Annotated in this window: 14 protein-coding genes; 8 read left to right on the top strand and 6 right to left on the bottom strand. The window is 66.8% G+C overall.

Annotated features, from left to right (window positions below):
* Nucleotides 1–61: 61 nt before the first annotated feature.
* On the bottom strand, nt 62–2782 hold the full coding sequence (acnA, locus tag ACQR2C_RS16970) for an aconitate hydratase AcnA (RefSeq protein ID WP_316215515.1): 2721 nt from the start codon (nt 2780–2782) through the stop codon (nt 62–64).
* 223 nt (nt 2783–3005) lie between these two features.
* Here acnA and ccmA point away from each other — a divergent pair, with 223 nt between their 5' ends.
* From ccmA to ACQR2C_RS16945, 5 genes are all read left to right on the top strand, one after another.
* A complete protein-coding gene (gene ccmA / locus ACQR2C_RS16965) occupies nt 3006–3635 on the top strand; it encodes a heme ABC exporter ATP-binding protein CcmA (protein ID WP_434881663.1) in 630 nt (209 codons plus the stop codon).
* Between the two features lie 316 nt (nt 3636–3951).
* A complete protein-coding gene (gene ccmB / locus ACQR2C_RS16960) occupies nt 3952–4620 on the top strand; it encodes a heme exporter protein CcmB (protein WP_315740697.1) in 669 nt (222 codons plus the stop codon).
* A gap of 93 nt (nt 4621–4713) precedes the next feature.
* The gene (locus tag ACQR2C_RS16955) at nt 4714–5490 is read left to right on the top strand and encodes a heme ABC transporter permease (RefSeq protein ID WP_316215513.1); all 777 of its coding nucleotides are present in this window, start codon (nt 4714–4716) and stop codon (nt 5488–5490) included.
* A gap of 1 nt (nt 5491) precedes the next feature.
* Nucleotides 5492–5671, top strand: coding sequence for a heme exporter protein CcmD (gene ccmD, locus ACQR2C_RS16950; protein WP_316215512.1), 180 nt, complete (start codon nt 5492–5494; stop codon nt 5669–5671).
* Complete coding sequence (locus ACQR2C_RS16945; protein WP_434881662.1) at nt 5668–6264, top strand: DsbE family thiol:disulfide interchange protein; 597 nt, start codon at nt 5668–5670, stop codon at nt 6262–6264. Before ccmD ends, ACQR2C_RS16945 begins: the two co-directional genes overlap by 4 nt.
* 214 nt (nt 6265–6478) lie before the next feature.
* Here ACQR2C_RS16945 and ACQR2C_RS16940 read toward each other — a convergent pair whose 3' ends face one another.
* A complete protein-coding gene (locus tag ACQR2C_RS16940; protein WP_315800716.1) occupies nt 6479–7081 on the bottom strand; it encodes a septation protein A in 603 nt (200 codons plus the stop codon).
* Nucleotides 7082–7166: 85 nt separating this feature from the next.
* On the bottom strand, nt 7167–8114 hold the full coding sequence (gene ftsY / locus ACQR2C_RS16935; RefSeq protein ID WP_434881661.1) for a signal recognition particle-docking protein FtsY: 948 nt from the start codon (nt 8112–8114) through the stop codon (nt 7167–7169).
* A gap of 59 nt (nt 8115–8173) precedes the next feature.
* On the opposite strand from ftsY, the gene ACQR2C_RS16930 reads away from it, so the two are divergent.
* Entirely contained in the window at nt 8174–9070 is an 897-nt protein-coding gene (locus ACQR2C_RS16930) for an RluA family pseudouridine synthase (protein WP_316180306.1), read from the top strand.
* Nucleotides 9071–9172: 102 nt separating this feature from the next.
* On the opposite strand, the gene mtaB is transcribed toward ACQR2C_RS16930, so the two are convergent.
* Nucleotides 9173–10483: a tRNA (N(6)-L-threonylcarbamoyladenosine(37)-C(2))-methylthiotransferase MtaB gene (gene mtaB / locus ACQR2C_RS16925; RefSeq protein WP_434881660.1), complete on the bottom strand. Its 1311-nt coding sequence runs from the start codon at nt 10481–10483 to the stop codon at nt 9173–9175.
* Nucleotides 10480–11346 carry a diaminopimelate epimerase gene (gene dapF, locus ACQR2C_RS16920; RefSeq protein WP_316215508.1) on the bottom strand — a complete coding sequence of 289 codons (867 nt, stop codon included), beginning with the start codon at nt 11344–11346 and terminating at the stop codon, nt 10480–10482. Before dapF ends, mtaB begins: the two co-directional genes overlap by 4 nt.
* A gap of 170 nt (nt 11347–11516) precedes the next feature.
* On the opposite strand from dapF, the gene ACQR2C_RS16915 reads away from it, so the two are divergent.
* Both ACQR2C_RS16915 and ACQR2C_RS16910 read left to right on the top strand, forming a co-directional pair.
* Nucleotides 11517–12287, top strand: coding sequence for a GyrI-like domain-containing protein (locus ACQR2C_RS16915; RefSeq protein WP_316180301.1), 771 nt, complete (start codon nt 11517–11519; stop codon nt 12285–12287).
* A gap of 5 nt (nt 12288–12292) precedes the next feature.
* Entirely contained in the window at nt 12293–13003 is a 711-nt protein-coding gene (locus tag ACQR2C_RS16910) for an SIMPL domain-containing protein (protein ID WP_434881659.1), read from the top strand.
* Nucleotides 13004–13200: 197 nt separating this feature from the next.
* Here the strand turns inward: ACQR2C_RS16910 and ACQR2C_RS16905 are convergent, their stop codons facing one another.
* Nucleotides 13201–14193: an MBL fold metallo-hydrolase gene (locus ACQR2C_RS16905; RefSeq protein ID WP_316238532.1), complete on the bottom strand. Its 993-nt coding sequence runs from the start codon at nt 14191–14193 to the stop codon at nt 13201–13203.
* Nucleotides 14194–14405 lie beyond the last annotated feature (212 nt).

Here is a 14405-nt window from a genome sequence, read left to right as displayed (position 1 = left end):
CGCCTCCTTCATCACCCGCTACTCACTTCAGAGTGAGCCAAACTGTCGCATCGCGCTTTGGTTAAGCGGCGAGCTTGCGCAGCACGTAGTGCAGGATGCCGCCGTTGCGGTAGTAGTCGAGCTCGTCGAGCGTATCGATCCGGCAGAGCAGCGGCACCTGCTGCGCCGCACCGTCGGCCGAGACGATCTCGGCGGTCAGGGTTTGGCGCGGCTTCAGGTCGCCCTGCAGGCCCTTGATGGTAACCTTCTCGTCGCCCTTGAGGCCGAGCGAGGACCAGGACGTGCCTTCCTGGAAGGTGAGCGGCAGCACGCCCATACCGACCAGGTTGGAGCGATGGATGCGCTCGAAGCTCTGGCAGATCACGGCGCGGACGCCGAGCAGCCGGGTACCTTTGGCGGCCCAGTCGCGCGATGAGCCGTTGCCGTATTCGGCGCCGGCGAACACCACCAGCGGCACACCCTCTTCCTGATACTTCATCGCGGCGTCGTAGATCGACATCTGCTCGCCGTCGGGCCAGTGCTTGGTCAGACCGCCCTCTGGGATGTTGCCGTCGGCGCCCTTGAGCATGAAGTTCTTGATGCGGATGTTGGCGAAGGTGCCGCGCATCATGATCTCGTGATTGCCGCGGCGGGTGCCGTACTGGTTGAAGTCGGCCGGGCGAACCTGGTGCTCGCTGAGGAACTTGCCGGCGGGCGAGGTCAGCTTGATCGAACCGGCCGGCGAGATGTGATCGGTCGTGATCTTGTCGCCGAACAGCGCCAGCACGCGGGCCTCGACGATGTCCTTGATCGGCTCCGGCTCCTTCTTCATGCCTTCGAAATACGGCGGGTTCTGCACGTAGGTCGACGACATGTTCCAGCGATAGGTTTCGCTCTCGACGGTCTTGATCTTGCGCCAGTTGGTGTCGCCCTTGAACACGTCGGCGTAGCGCTTCTTGAAGATCGACGCCTTGACGAACTTCTTGACGAAGTCGTTGACCTCCTTGGTCGTCGGCCAGATGTCCTTCAGGTAGACCGGCTTCTTGTCCTTGCCGATGCCGATCGGCTCGACCGCAAGGTCCTTGGTCACGGTGCCGGCCAGCGCATAGGCGACGACCAGCGGCGGCGAGGCCAGGTAGTTGGCCTGCACGTCCGGCGAGACGCGGCCTTCGAAGTTGCGGTTGCCCGACAGCACGGCCGCCGCGACGACGCCATTGTCGTTGATCGACTTCGAGATCTCCTCCGGCAGCGGGCCGGAATTGCCGATGCAGGTGGTGCAGCCGAAGCCGACCAGATTGAAGCCGACCTTGTCGAGGTCCTTCTGCAGGCCCGAATTAGCAAGGTATTCGGCAACCACCTGGCTGCCCGGGGCGAGCGAGGTCTTCACCCACGGCTTGGCCTTGAGGCCCTTGGCGGCGGCGTTGCGGGCCAAGAGGCCGGCGCCGATCAGCACGCTCGGGTTCGAGGTGTTGGTGCAGGAGGTGATGGCGGCGATGACGACGTCGCCATGGCCGATATCGAAGTCCTTGCCCTCGACCGGGAAGCGCTGCTCGGCCGCATCGGGCTTCTTGTACTCGCCGGCCAGCGCGGTGGCGAAACCTTCGGCCACGGCAGGCAGCGCGATGCGGCCCTCGGGACGCTTCGGACCGGCCATCGACGGCACGACGTCGGCGAGATCGAGGGTCAGCGTCTGCGTGAATACCGGGTCGGCCGACTTGGCGGTGCGGAACAGGCCCTGCGCCTTGGCATAGGCCTCGACCAGCGCGACGCGCGGCGCCTTGCGGCCGGAGGTCTTGAGATAATCGATCGTCGCGGTGTCGACCGGGAAGAAGCCGCAGGTCGCGCCGTATTCTGGAGCCATGTTGGCGATGGTCGACTTGTCGGCGACCGAGAGATGGTCGAGGCCGGGGCCGAAGAACTCGACGAACTTGCCGACCACGCCGAGCTTGCGCAGCATCTGGGTGACGGTCAGCACGAGGTCGGTCGCGGTGACGCCTTCCTTCAGCGCGCCGGTCAGCTTGAAGCCGACGACGTCGGGCAGCAGCATCGACAGCGGCTGACCGAGCATGCAGGCCTCGGCCTCGATGCCGCCGACGCCCCAGCCGAGCACGGCCAGACCGTTGACCATGGTGGTGTGCGAATCGGTGCCGACCAGCGAATCCGGATAGGCGACCTCGAAGGTGCCCTTGGTGCGGCCGATCGTCATCTTCTCCTTCTTGGTCCAGACCGTCTGCGCCAGATACTCGAGATTGACCTGGTGGCAGATGCCGGTGCCGGGCGGCACGACGGAGAAGTTCGAGAACGCCTTCTGGCCCCACTTCAGGAATTCGTAGCGCTCCTGGTTCTGCTTGTACTCCTCGGCGACGTTCTTGCCGAACGCCTTGTTGTCACCGAAGTAGTTCACGATCACCGAATGGTCGATGACGAGATCGACCGGCACCAGCGGGTTGATCTTCTCGGCATCGCCGCCGAGCGCCTGCATCGCGTTGCGCATGGCGGCGAGGTCGACGACGGCGGGGACGCCGGTGAAATCCTGCATCAAGACGCGCGCCGGGCGGAAGGCGATCTCGTGCTCCAGCGACTTCTTGCGCAGCCATTTCGACACCGCGACGATGTCGTCCTTGGTGACGGTACGGCCATCCTCGTTGCGCAGCAGATTCTCGAGCAGCACCTTCATCGAGTACGGCAGCTTCGAGATGTCCTTGAGACCGTTCTTCTCGGCTGTGGGCAAGCTGTAATAGATGTAGCTCTTCGTTCCGACCTTGAGGGTCTTGCGACACTTGAAGCTGTCGAGCGAGGTCATGCGTGGAAATCCCAATTGATCTGCATACCCGGAGGGGGTATTTAAGAACCGTCAGCGCGAGGCGCCGGATGGCTTGCAGCGGACGATTGTGTGCTGCATCAAGGTCGGGCTTATAGAAGCTTTCTAACTGCGCCGCCACAGAGACAAGCAAGTCCCGACGTGGCATCACCCACAAATTCTCACGCGCTAGCCATCAATTTCGTAAGGGCGCTCACGACAGGCCATGCAGGCGACTTCAACACTGTCTCCGAAGCTGTTCGGCCGCGACGTCAGATGCGTGCGCGGCGGCCGCGAGGTGTTCGCAGGACTGGCCTTCGAAGCAGTCGCGGGCGAGGCGCTGGCAGTGACCGGACACAATGGTGCGGGCAAGACATCGCTGCTGCGGCTGATTGCCGGCCTGCTGCTCCCGGCGGGCGGCTCCATCGCCATCGAGGGCGGTGAGAGCGAGCTGACGGTGCCTGAGCAGGCGCATTATCTCGGCCACCGCGACGCGCTGAAGCCGTCGCTCAGCGTGCGCGAAAACCTGACCTTCTGGGCCGAATTCCTCGGCGGCGGGGTCACGCGGCCGATCTCCGACTGCCTCGCGGCCGTCGGCATCGCCCACGCCATTGACCTGCCCGCCGCCTATCTGTCGGCCGGCCAGCGCCGCCGTCTGTCGCTGGCCCGCCTGCTCGCGGTGCCCCGCCTGCTGTGGCTGCTCGATGAACCCACCGCGGCGCTCGACGTCGCTGGACAGGCGATGTTCGCGGGGCTGATGCGGGAGCATCTCGCCGGGGGTGGGCTGATCGTCGCGGCGACGCACGGCCCGCTCGGCATCGACACGCGCGAGTTGCGGATCGGAACGATCGGATGATGCCCCCCTTCTTCACGACGCCCGCCGGCCCCTCCATTCCCTCCCTCCTTGTGGGGGAGGGTCAGGGAGGGGGGTGCCATACGACGTGGCCTATCGAACTGAGCGCACCCCCATCGCTCCCTATCCCATCCTATCGATGCGCGCCCCCCTCCCCCTTGCAGGGAGGGGTCGGGGGTGGGGGTCCCCACGGGCGGTCTCGCCCGGAGCCACCCCCCTCCCCAGCCCTCCCCCACAAGGGGGGAGGGAGCGAAGTGTGCCAGCGGTCGGAGCACGGCTCACTCCCACGCAACGCGCCATCAGCCCAGGCCCTCCCCGCATGACCGCGCTCGGTGCCCTCATCCGCCGCGACATCCGGATTGCGCTGCGCATCGGCGGCGGCGCGTTGATCGGCGTGCTGTTCTTTCTCACCGTCGTGGTGCTGATGCCGTTCGCGGTAGGGCCCGACCTGGCGCTGCTGACCCGGCTCGGCCCCGCCATCCTCTGGCTCGGCGCCCTGCTCTCCAGCCTGCTCACCCTGGACCGGCTGTTCACCGCCGACCACGAGGACGGCTCGCTCGACCTGGTCGTGATGAGCCGGACACCGCTGGAGCTGGCCTGCGCCGCCAAGGCGCTGGCGCACTGGCTCGCCGCCGGCCTGCCGCTGGTGATCGCGACGCCCGTGCTCGGCCTGCTGCTCAACCTCGACGCCACGGCGACTGGCGCCGTCGCGCTGACGTTATTGGCGGGCACGCCTGCCCTGACCTTCATCGGCATGATCGGTGCCGCGCTGGCGGTGACCATGCACCGCGGCGGGCTGCTGCTGGCGGTCTTGGTGCTGCCACTTTCGATCCCCGTGCTGATCTTCGGCGTCGCGGCGTCGCAGGCGGCCATCGTCGGCCCGCTGCCGTTCGGGGCGCCGTTCTCGATCCTGTGCGCATTGTCGCTGGTGAGTTTCGTGATCGGCCCGTTCGCCGCTGCGACAAGCTTGCGGAACGGGCTGGATTGACCCACCGCCCGCCGGGGTTTGACCATGATCAACTCTTACCTAGCGACGCCGTGCTGATTGCCTGCAACCGCGTCCGCCGTTAACAAGGGTCTCATGTCGCTGATCGACCTCGCCAATCCCACCCGGTTCCTTGCGCTGGCGGCGCGGCTGCTGCCGTGGCTGGCGCTGGTCACGGCCGCGCTGCTGGCTGCCGGCCTGTACCTCTCCGCAGTGGCGCCCGACGACTATCAGCAGGGCGCGACCGTCAAGATCATGTTCATCCACGTGCCCAATGCCTGGCTGTCGATGTTCGTCTGGAGTATCATGAGCATCGCCTCGCTCGGCACCCTGGTGTGGCGGCATCCCCTGGCCGACGTCGCCGCCAAGGCCGCCGCCCCGATCGGCGCCAGCTTCACGTTCCTCGCGCTCCTCACCGGGTCGCTGTGGGGCCGGCCGATGTGGGGCACCTATTGGGAATGGGACGCGCGGCTGACCTCGGTGCTGATCCTGTTCCTGATGTATCTCGGCCTGATGGCGCTGTGGCGCGCGGTCGAGGATCCCACGCGCGCGGCACGCGCCGCCGCGGTGCTGACGCTGGTCGGCGCGATCAATCTGCCGATCATCAAGTTCTCGGTCGACTGGTGGAACACGCTGCATCAACCGGCGTCGGTGATGCGGATGGGCGGTCCGGCGCTCGACAAGGCCTTCCTGATCCCGCTGCTGGTGATGGCCGTCGGCTTCACCTTCCTGTTCGTGACGCTGCACGTCGCCGCGATGCGCAACGAGATCCTGCGCCGGCGTGTCCGCAGCCTGCAGATGATGCAGGCCCGCGCCTACACGGCGGCTGCGCCGGCCGCCGATGCCGCAGGCCGGATCGCGGGAGCGGCTTGACATGGACCTTGGCCCCTATACCTCCTTCATCGCCACCTCCTATCTTGCCGCGGCGCTGGTCGTGATGCTGCTGATCGGCTGGATCGTCATCGACTACCGCACCCAGAAGGCGCGCTTGCGCGCGCTCGAGGACAGCGGCATCAGCCGCCGTTCCGGCCGCGCCGCGACGGATATCCAATGACCGAACAGGCTGCGACAGAGCCGGCGCCGCGGCGCCGCTCATTTCTCATGCTGCTGCCGCTGGTGGTGTTCCTCGGGCTGGCGGCGCTGTTCTGGTCGCGCCTCGGCAACGGCGATCCGTCGCAGATTCCCTCCGCGCTGATCGGCCGCCCTGCGCCGGCCACACCGCTGCCGGCGCTGCCAGAGCTGGCGAGGGACGGCACGCCGGTGCCCGGCCTCGACCCGGCTGCGCTCAAGGGCAAGGTCAGCATCGTCAATGTCTGGGCATCGTGGTGCGTGCCCTGCCACGACGAGGCGCCGCTGCTGGTCGAGCTCGGCCGCGACAAGCGCTTCCAGATCATCGGCATCAACTACAAGGACGGCGCCGACAACGCCCGCCGCTTCCTCGGCCGCTACGGAAACCCTTACGACGTCGTCGGCGTCGACGGCAACGGCCGCGCCGGCATCGAATGGGGCGTCTACGGCGTGCCCGAGACCTTTGTCGTCGGCCGCGAAGGCACCATCGTCTACAAGCTGGTCGGCCCGATCACGGCGCAGAACATCGACGCCGTGCTGAAGCCGGAAATCGAGAAGGCGCTGAAGGCAGGGAGTTAGTTCGCGGTCGGCAAGTCGTTAGTTTCTCGTCGTTGCAAGTGGACGTGACTGCCGAGCTCGCGCAACGACCCACGGTGTCGTCCCGGCCTTGAGCCGGGACCCATACTCCGCGGCCGTCGTGGTGGGCAAGATGTTAACGATGCGCCTGCCCCAAACTCAAGCCTGTGGTTCTGGGTCCCGGCTCAGGCCGGGACGACAGCAGAGTTTGCCGCAACTACCCCTTGCTCACATCCCCTTCCGCGGCGTCGCTGGCTTCCAACGAGGCCGGGTCGAGGTGGTAGCGCTTGATCAGCGGCATCTGGGCGATGGCGAAGATCATGGTCAGCGGCACGACACCGAACGCCTTGAAGCCGACCCAGAAATCGGTGCTCTGCGTGCGCCAGACGATCTCGTTCAGCACCGCCATCGCGGCGAAGAACAGCGCCCAGCGAAACGTCAGGATGCGCCAGCCCGCGGGCGTCAGATTGAACATCTGATCGAACATGATCGCGATGAAGGAGCGATTGAACAAGAGCCCGCCACCGAGCACGGCCGCGAACAGCCCGTAGATGATGGTCGGCTTGACCTTGATGAAGGTCTCGTCGTGCAGCACCAGGGTCAGCGTGCCGAACACGATGACGACGACGGCGGTCACCAGCGCCATCAGCGGGACGTGCCGCGTCACCACGTAGGACGCGATCAGCGCCGCGATGATCGCGACCATGAACGCGCCGGTCGCCGCGAACAGGTTGAACTTGGCGTTGACCACGAAAAAGATGATCAGCGGACCGAGCTCGGTCGCGAGCTTGAACAGCGGGTGCGGCTGGGTCTTGTCCATTCCATATCCTGTTGGCTGCAGCCACGGCAGCGGTTGATCCGGTCGTCTCGATCTGGCGGTGGGCCGGAGCCCGGGCGTGGCGACGTCAATCCTCGATGCCGGCGATCGCCCGCGCAAAATCTCTCGCGGCGAACGGTGAGAGATCCTCGACCCCCTCGCCGACGCCGATGAAGTGCACCGGCAGCTTGAACTTCTCCGACAGCGCCACGAGGATGCCGCCGCGCGCCGTGCCGTCGAGCTTGGTCATCACGAGGCCGGTGACGCCTGCCGTACGATGAAACGCCTCGACCTGCGACAGCGCATTTTGTCCCACCGTCGCGTCGAGCACGAGCAGCACCGCATGCGGCGCCGAGGTGTCGACCTTGCGAATGACACGCACCACCTTCTCGAGCTCGTTCATCAGCTCGGCCTTGTTCTGCAGCCGGCCGGCGGTGTCGATCAGCAGGATGTCGCGGCCCTGCTCCTTGGCCGCGGTGATGGCGTTGAACGCCAGGCTCGCGGAATCAGAGCCTTGCGCGCCGGCGACGACCGGCGCCCTGGTGCGCTCGCCCCACACCTTGAGCTGCTCGATCGCGGCGGCGCGGAAGGTATCGCCCGCGGCCAGCATCACCTGCTTGCCTTCGGAGGCAAATTTCTGCGCCAGCTTGCCGATCGTGGTCGTCTTGCCGGAGCCGTTGACGCCGACGACGAGAATGACGAACGGCTTGTGGCCAGCGTCGATCGTGAGCGGCTTCGCCACCGGCGACAGCACCTTCTCGACCTCGGTCGCGACCACCGCCTTGACCTCGTCGGCACTGATCGCCTTGTCGTAGCGGCCGGTCCCGACGGCTTCGGCGATCCGCGCCGCCACCTGGGTGCCGAGATCGGCGCGCAGCAGCACGTCCTCGATGTCGTCGAGCATCGCGCGGTCGAGCTTGCGCTTGGTGACGAGATCGGCGACGGCGGTGCCGAGCGCGCCGGAGGTGCGCTTCAGGCCGGCCGACAGACGCCGCCACCACGACAGCTTGGGTGTTTCGGAGGTGGTATCGTTCATGGCGTGGTGTTAGCCCTTTCCATTCGCAAACGAAAGCTCACACCCGCGTTACGGTTTCCATGGACATTAACCAACCCACCGACGAGGAGATGCTCGCCCGCGTGCTCCACCGCGACGGGCTGATGCTGGTGATCGACAAGCCGGCCGGCATTCCCGTGCACAAGGGGCCGAAGGGCGGGCCGAACCTCGAAGCCTCGTTCGACGCGCTGCGCTTCGGCCTGCCGCGCCCGCCGGTGCTCGCGCATCGGCTCGACAAGGAAACCTCCGGATGTCTGGTGCTCGGCCGTCATCGCAAGGCAACGGCGTCGCTCGGGCTTTTGTTCAAGCATGGCAAGATTTCGAAAACCTATTGGGCTGTCGTCGAAGGCGGGCCCGACGCTGACGAGGGCGTAATCGAGCTCCCGCTCGGCAAGCTCAACGCCGAACGCGGCTGGTGGCAGAAACCGGATCCGCAGGGGCAGCCGGCGGTGACGAAATGGCGGGTGTTGGGGAGGTCGTATTCTCTCACTCCCCCACCTCAGATCTCGATCTCGACTTGCGACACCGACTCCCCACCCCCTCGCGGGGAGGGGTCGGGGGCGGGGGTCCCCACGGGCAGTGTCGCCCGGAGCCACCCCCCTCCCCAACCCTCCCCCACAAGGGGGGAGGGAGCGCAGGGTGCCGGGGGAGAGAGCGAACCTCAATCCACCAAGACACCCAAGCTCACTTGGCTCGCCATGGAACCGGTCACCGGCCGCACGCATCAACTGCGCGTGCACTCCGCCGCATCCGGCTGGCCGATCGTCGGCGACAACATCTACGGCAACGGGCCGCGCTTCGGCGAGCCGCGGCTGCATCTGCATGCGCGGGAGATTTCGATCCCGCTGTCGAAGAACAAGCCCCCGGTGCAGGTCGTCGCACCGGCGCCGCTGCACATGCATGAGCGGCTGCGACTGTGCGGGTGGAACGGGGAGTGAGCCCGTCTCTCTCCACTCGTCGTGGCCGGGCTTGTCCCGGCCATCCACGTCTCAGTTGCCCAAGGCGGCGTGGATGTTCGGGCCTTCGCCGCCCCGAAGCGGCTACGGCCGCGCAGGCGGGTCAAGCCCGGGCATGACGGAGTCCTGAACTAACAGCCTCGCGCCATCATGCGCGGCGATCATCAACCGCTGCACCGTCCCCGGCACAGCGCCGCGGACGGCCGCCGGCAGATAGTGCTCCGTCCGCCCCTGCGTCTCGCTCTCGATCAGCACCTCGCGCTCGCTGCCGATCTCGGCATCCAGACGCCGCAGCAATGCCGCCTCTCCCGCGGCCCGCAGCCTCTTGGCGCGATCGCGGATGACGGCGCCATCCACCTGCGGCATGCGCGCCGCCGGCGTGCCCGGGCGCAGCGAATACGGAAACACGTGCAGAAACGTCAGGCCGCATTCCTCGACCAGGTCGATCGAGCGCGAGAACATCTCCTCGGTCTCGGTCGGAAATCCCGCAATCAGATCGGCGCCGAGCGAGATATCCGGACGCAGCCGCCGCACTTGGTCACAGAACGCGATCGCGTCCGCGCGCGAATGTCGCCGCTTCATGCGCTTCAGGAGCAGATCGTCGCCGGCCTGCAGCGACAGATGCAGATGCGGCATCAGCCTGGCATCATCCGCGAGCGCCTCGAGCAGGTCGGGATCGGCCTCGATCGAATCGATCGAGGAGATGCGTAGACGCTGCAGCTCGGGCACGTGGCGCAAGATCTGCTTGACCAATCTGCCGAGCTTCGGCGTCGCCGGCAGATCCGCGCCGTAGCTCGTCAGGTCGACGCCGGTCAACACGATCTCGGCATGGCCGCGCTCGACGAGCGTCCGCACTTGGTCGACCACGGCGCCCATCGGCACCGAGCGCGAATTGCCACGGCCGAACGGGATGATGCAGAAGGTGCAGCGATGGTCGCAGCCGTTCTGGACCTGGACGAACACCCGCGGCAGGCCGCGCTGGAAGCCGTCGACCAGATGCGGCGCCATCTCCGTCACCGCCATGATGTCGGAGACAGCGACCTTCTCGAAAGCCTCGATGCCGAATCGTGGCGAGGCCAGCGCCTGCGCCGTCGCGCGCCACGCATCGGGCCGCAGCTTGTCGTCATTGCCGATGACGCGGTCGACCTCGGGCATGGCAGCGAACATGCCAGCCTGCGTCTGCGCGGCGCAGCCGGTCACGACGATGCGCGCCACGGGGCGCTCGCGCTTCAATTTGCGGATCGACTGCCGCGCCTGCGCCACCGCCTCGTTGGTGACGGCGCAGCTGTTGATGACGATGGTGTCGTCGGCGCCGGCCGCTTCGGCATGCTTCGCGATCAGCTCGGATTCGAACGCGTTGAGCCGGCAGCCGAAGGTGACAACATCGACGCTCATGCGACGCTGGCGAACAGCTCTGGCTCGAACCGCCCCTCATATTCGAAGGTCGCGGTCCCGGTCATCAGCACGTGATCGTCGCGCTCGCGCCACTCGATCGTCAGCTCGCCGCCGGGCAGCGTCATCTGCACGATCCGGTTGGCGCGCTTCAGACGGGCCGCCGCGACCGCGGTCGCGCACGCCGCCGAGCCGCAGGCCCTGGTCAGCCCCGCGCCGCGCTCCCAGGTCCGCATCGTGATGTGGTCGCGGTCGACGATGTGGGCCAGCGTGATGTTGGCCCGCTCGGGGAAGATCGGGTGGTTTTCCAGCAGCGGCCCGAAGCGCTCCAGATCATAGGCGTTTATGTCCTCGACCCAGAACACCGCGTGCGGGTTGCCCATGTTGACGACCGACGGCGAATGCAGGATCGGGGCGTCGATCGGGCCGATCTGCAGCTCGATGTAGCGGGTGTCGCGGAATTCCTCGGCGAGAGGAATCTCCTGCCAGCCGAACTTCGGCACGCCCATGTCGACGGTGTAGAGGTCGGGCGCCGGGCCCTGCCAGCAGTTCAGCAGTCCGGCGCGGGTCTCGAACGTCGCGCTGGTCTGGCCGGTCTTGCCGAACACCTGGCGCACCACGCAGCGCATGCCGTTGCCGCAGGCGCCGGACTCCGAGCCGTCATTGTTGTAGATGCGGATGAACGCTTCGGTGCCGTCGAGCCGCGGCGGCTGCAGCACCATCAGCTGATCGTACGGCACGCGGGATGCCACCGCCCGCGCCTCGTCCGGCGTGACGACATGCTTCACGTCGCGAAGATCGACCACGACGATCTCGTTGCCGATCCCGTTCATCTTGACGAAGCTGTGGTTGGCCAGCGCGCTCATGAAAATATCCAAATTGTGTCCGCCTTATATGGCGAATGGCGCGGCATTGACCAGCCTGCAGAGCGACATGACGCATCTGTCATGGGACGCCGCGCCGCCGAGCATGTTAGGACCGGTTCATTCGCCGGCACGAACCGGGCAAAGCAGCACGGCCACTGGAGAATAGTCGAATGAATCTCAGCACTTTCCGCCTCGTTCTGGCCGTGAGCTCGGTCGCGCTCCTGCTCGGCGGCACGCCCGCCCGGGCCCAGGCGCCGTCGGCCTCGCCGGCTCCGGCGGCATCGGCCACGCCTGCGCCAGCCCCGAGCGCGCTACCGGCTCCCTCGGCACCGGCCTCTCCTGCACCTGCCGCGTCGGCCAGTCCCGCGCCCGCGACCAGCCCGACGCCGGCCGCCAGCGCGAGCCCCGCGCCGTCGTCATCTCCGACCGCGGCCCAGTCCCCCGCCACGCCGCCGCCGGCCGCGGCGCCGGCCCAGGCGGGCGACGCCTTCGGTGACGAGATCAAGCTCGAGGCGAAGAAGGTCGTCCTCGTCAAGGGCACCGCCAATTGGGACAACGCATTCGATACGCTGATCGACTCCTTCAAGTCGCTGTCGGCCACGCTGGACAAGCAGGGCATCAAGCCCGCCGGCAACGGCATGATCGTCTACACCTCGACCGACGACACCGGCTTCACCTTCCTGGCCGAGATGCCGATCGAGCAGGAGCCGAAGACGCTCGGCAAGGGCATGAGCATCGGCCAGTCGCCCGAGGGCAAGGCGCTGAAGTTCGTCCATCGCGGCTCCTACGACAACATGGACAACACCTACGAGGCGATCACCAACCACCTTGATGAGCGCCGGCTGGAGGCCAAGGACACCTTCATCGAGGAGTATTTGACCGACCCCTTGAAGACGGCCGAGGACAAGCTCGTCATCAACGTCTACGTGCCGCTGAAGTGAGCACCATGATGATCAGATCGATGTTTGTTGCCACACTGGCGGCCGCTACGACACTGCCGGCGCTGGCGGACGACATCGCGCGCCAGGACACCCCGGCAATCACCGTCAGCGGCGAGGCCAGCGTGACGGCGCCGCCGGATCTGGCGCAGATCGACGCCGGGGTGGCGTCGGATGCGAAGACGGCGCGCGAGGCCGCCGAGGCCAACAATGCCGCGATGGCCAAGGTGCTCCAGGCGCTGAAGAGCGCGGGGATCGCCGACAAGGACTATCAGACGTCGCGGCTGTCGATTCAGCCGCAATATGCGCAGAACCGGCCGGGCCAGCCGGCCGTGACCGGCTATCGCGCCTCGAACCGCGTCACCATCAAGGTGCACGATGTCGCCAAGGTCGCCAGCGTCATCGACACGATGGTCGGCGCCGGCGCCAACGACGTCGGCAACATCTATTTCAGCGTCGCCGAGCCGTCCAAGCTGCTCGACCAGGCGCGCGAGAAGGCCGTCGCCGACGCCCGCCGCAAGGCCGAGATCTACGCCAAGGCAGCGGGCGTCACGCTGGGACAGCCGCTCAACATCGCCGAGGACGGCGCGCCGGCGCCGGTGTTCCGCGCCAAGACCTTCGCCGCACCGATGGCCGCGACGCCGACGCCGGTCGCACAGGGTGAGGAGACGCTGTCGATCGCGGTCAGCGTGACCTGGGCGATCAAGCCGGGGCAGTAGGTATAAGTCTGTCTCATACTGTGAGACGCGACGCGGCCACGACAAACTCAGTGTCGTCCCGGCCTTGAGCCGGGACCCATACGCCGCGGCGGATGTTATCGCGCGAGATGGAGCTGCCGGCCTTCGCAAAACTTGATTCGGTGGTTATGGGTCCCGGCTCAAGGCCGGGACGACACCATTGTTGTTGCGACAGCGGACTAAATCTCCACCACTTGCCCCGGCTTCAGCACGCCAAAACGCTCGCGTGGGATGCCGGCCGAATCGAGCGCGGCGTGCAGCGCGTGGACGGGCGCGTCGATCGCCTCGTCGGTCAGTTGGAACGTGCCGTGGTGATGCGCCAGCGCGGCCTCCGCGCCGCAATCCTGCAGCGCCTGCACGGCATCCTCCGGGTTCATGTGCTGGTCGCGCATGAACCAGCGCGGCTCGTAGGCGCCGATCGGCAGGATCGCCAGCCTGATCGGCGCGTGCTGCTCCGCAACGCGGCGGAAATGCTTGCCCGTGCCGTAACCGGAATCGCAGACGATGTAGAGCCGGCCGCGCGGCGTCTCCAGCACGAAGCTTGCCCACAATGCCTTGTTGCGGTCGAACAGGCCGCGCGCCGTCCAGTGCCGCGTCGGCACCAGCGTCACCGCGACCTCCTCGTTCAAGGTCACGCGATCGTGCCAGTCATAGGCCTCGGCGCGGATCTTGGAGTCGGCGTCGATCATCGTGAGGTCGTTGCCGAGCGGTGTGACCACCCGCGGCGAAAATCGCGCGGTCAGCTTCGACAAGGTCCGGATATCGAGATGGTCGTAGTGCCCGTGCGAGACCAGCACGACATCGATGTGCGGCAACGCCTCGAAGGCGATGCCGGGATCATTGTGGCGTCGCGGGCCGGCGAAGGACAACGGCGAGACCCGCTCCGACCAGACAGGATCGACCAGGATATTGAGCCCGCCCGTCTGGACCAGCCAGCTGGCATGGCCGATGAAGGACAGCCGCACCGCCTCGCCGTCGATCCGGTGCGGCGGCGCGTCGGCATGCGGGCTCGGCGCCCAGGCCGGCCAGCGGGAACGCTTGCCGTTGCGGTCGAACTGCCAGCGCAGCACCTGGGAGAGGGATTTGGGCGGAACGCCGTCGGGATCGTAGAAGCGCTTGCCGTCGAAATGGTCGGTGACGGGGCCGGAATAGGTCCTGGAACGGCGCAACAAGGTCGTCCTCGCGAAGGCAAAGCTGAACTGGCTGAAGAGGTAAGCGGCCGCACAGGGTCCGGCAACGGGACGGCGCGAAGCAAGTTTCCTTGACTTTTGCGGCTGCGGAGGGTTTAACCCGGCCGAATTTCGGAAAGTTTCGTCTTTTCGAGCCACCGCCCGGCCCTGGAGGCCGGAGGTCACCGCCCGACAGCGCTGTGCGCCCTCGGGCG

The organism is Bradyrhizobium sp. HKCCYLRH3061, from assembly GCF_051168015.1.
GTDB lineage: Bacteria > Pseudomonadota > Alphaproteobacteria > Rhizobiales > Xanthobacteraceae > Bradyrhizobium.
Note: the sequence above shows the minus strand (reverse complement) of the source record. Positions and strands in the feature narration are given on the sequence as shown.

What these genes read in the sequence shown, in the direction of transcription:
- acnA (WP_316215515.1), bottom strand. Translation starts at nt 2,782, where the DNA reads ATGACCTCGCTCGACAGCTTCAAGTGTCGCAAGACCCTCAAGGTCGGA.
- ccmA (WP_434881663.1), top strand. Translation starts at nt 3,006, where the DNA reads ATGCAGGCGACTTCAACACTGTCTCCGAAGCTGTTCGGCCGCGACGTC.
- ccmB (WP_315740697.1), top strand. Translation starts at nt 3,952, where the DNA reads ATGACCGCGCTCGGTGCCCTCATCCGCCGCGACATCCGGATTGCGCTG.
- ACQR2C_RS16955 (WP_316215513.1), top strand. Translation starts at nt 4,714, where the DNA reads ATGTCGCTGATCGACCTCGCCAATCCCACCCGGTTCCTTGCGCTGGCG.
- ccmD (WP_316215512.1), top strand. Translation starts at nt 5,492, where the DNA reads ATGGACCTTGGCCCCTATACCTCCTTCATCGCCACCTCCTATCTTGCC.
- ACQR2C_RS16945 (WP_434881662.1), top strand. Translation starts at nt 5,668, where the DNA reads ATGACCGAACAGGCTGCGACAGAGCCGGCGCCGCGGCGCCGCTCATTT.
- ACQR2C_RS16940 (WP_315800716.1), bottom strand. Translation starts at nt 7,081, where the DNA reads ATGGACAAGACCCAGCCGCACCCGCTGTTCAAGCTCGCGACCGAGCTC.
- ftsY (WP_434881661.1), bottom strand. Translation starts at nt 8,114, where the DNA reads ATGAACGATACCACCTCCGAAACACCCAAGCTGTCGTGGTGGCGGCGT.
- ACQR2C_RS16930 (WP_316180306.1), top strand. Translation starts at nt 8,174, where the DNA reads ATGGACATTAACCAACCCACCGACGAGGAGATGCTCGCCCGCGTGCTC.
- mtaB (WP_434881660.1), bottom strand. Translation starts at nt 10,483, where the DNA reads ATGAGCGTCGATGTTGTCACCTTCGGCTGCCGGCTCAACGCGTTCGAA.
- dapF (WP_316215508.1), bottom strand. Translation starts at nt 11,346, where the DNA reads ATGAGCGCGCTGGCCAACCACAGCTTCGTCAAGATGAACGGGATCGGC.
- ACQR2C_RS16915 (WP_316180301.1), top strand. Translation starts at nt 11,517, where the DNA reads ATGAATCTCAGCACTTTCCGCCTCGTTCTGGCCGTGAGCTCGGTCGCG.
- ACQR2C_RS16910 (WP_434881659.1), top strand. Translation starts at nt 12,293, where the DNA reads ATGATGATCAGATCGATGTTTGTTGCCACACTGGCGGCCGCTACGACA.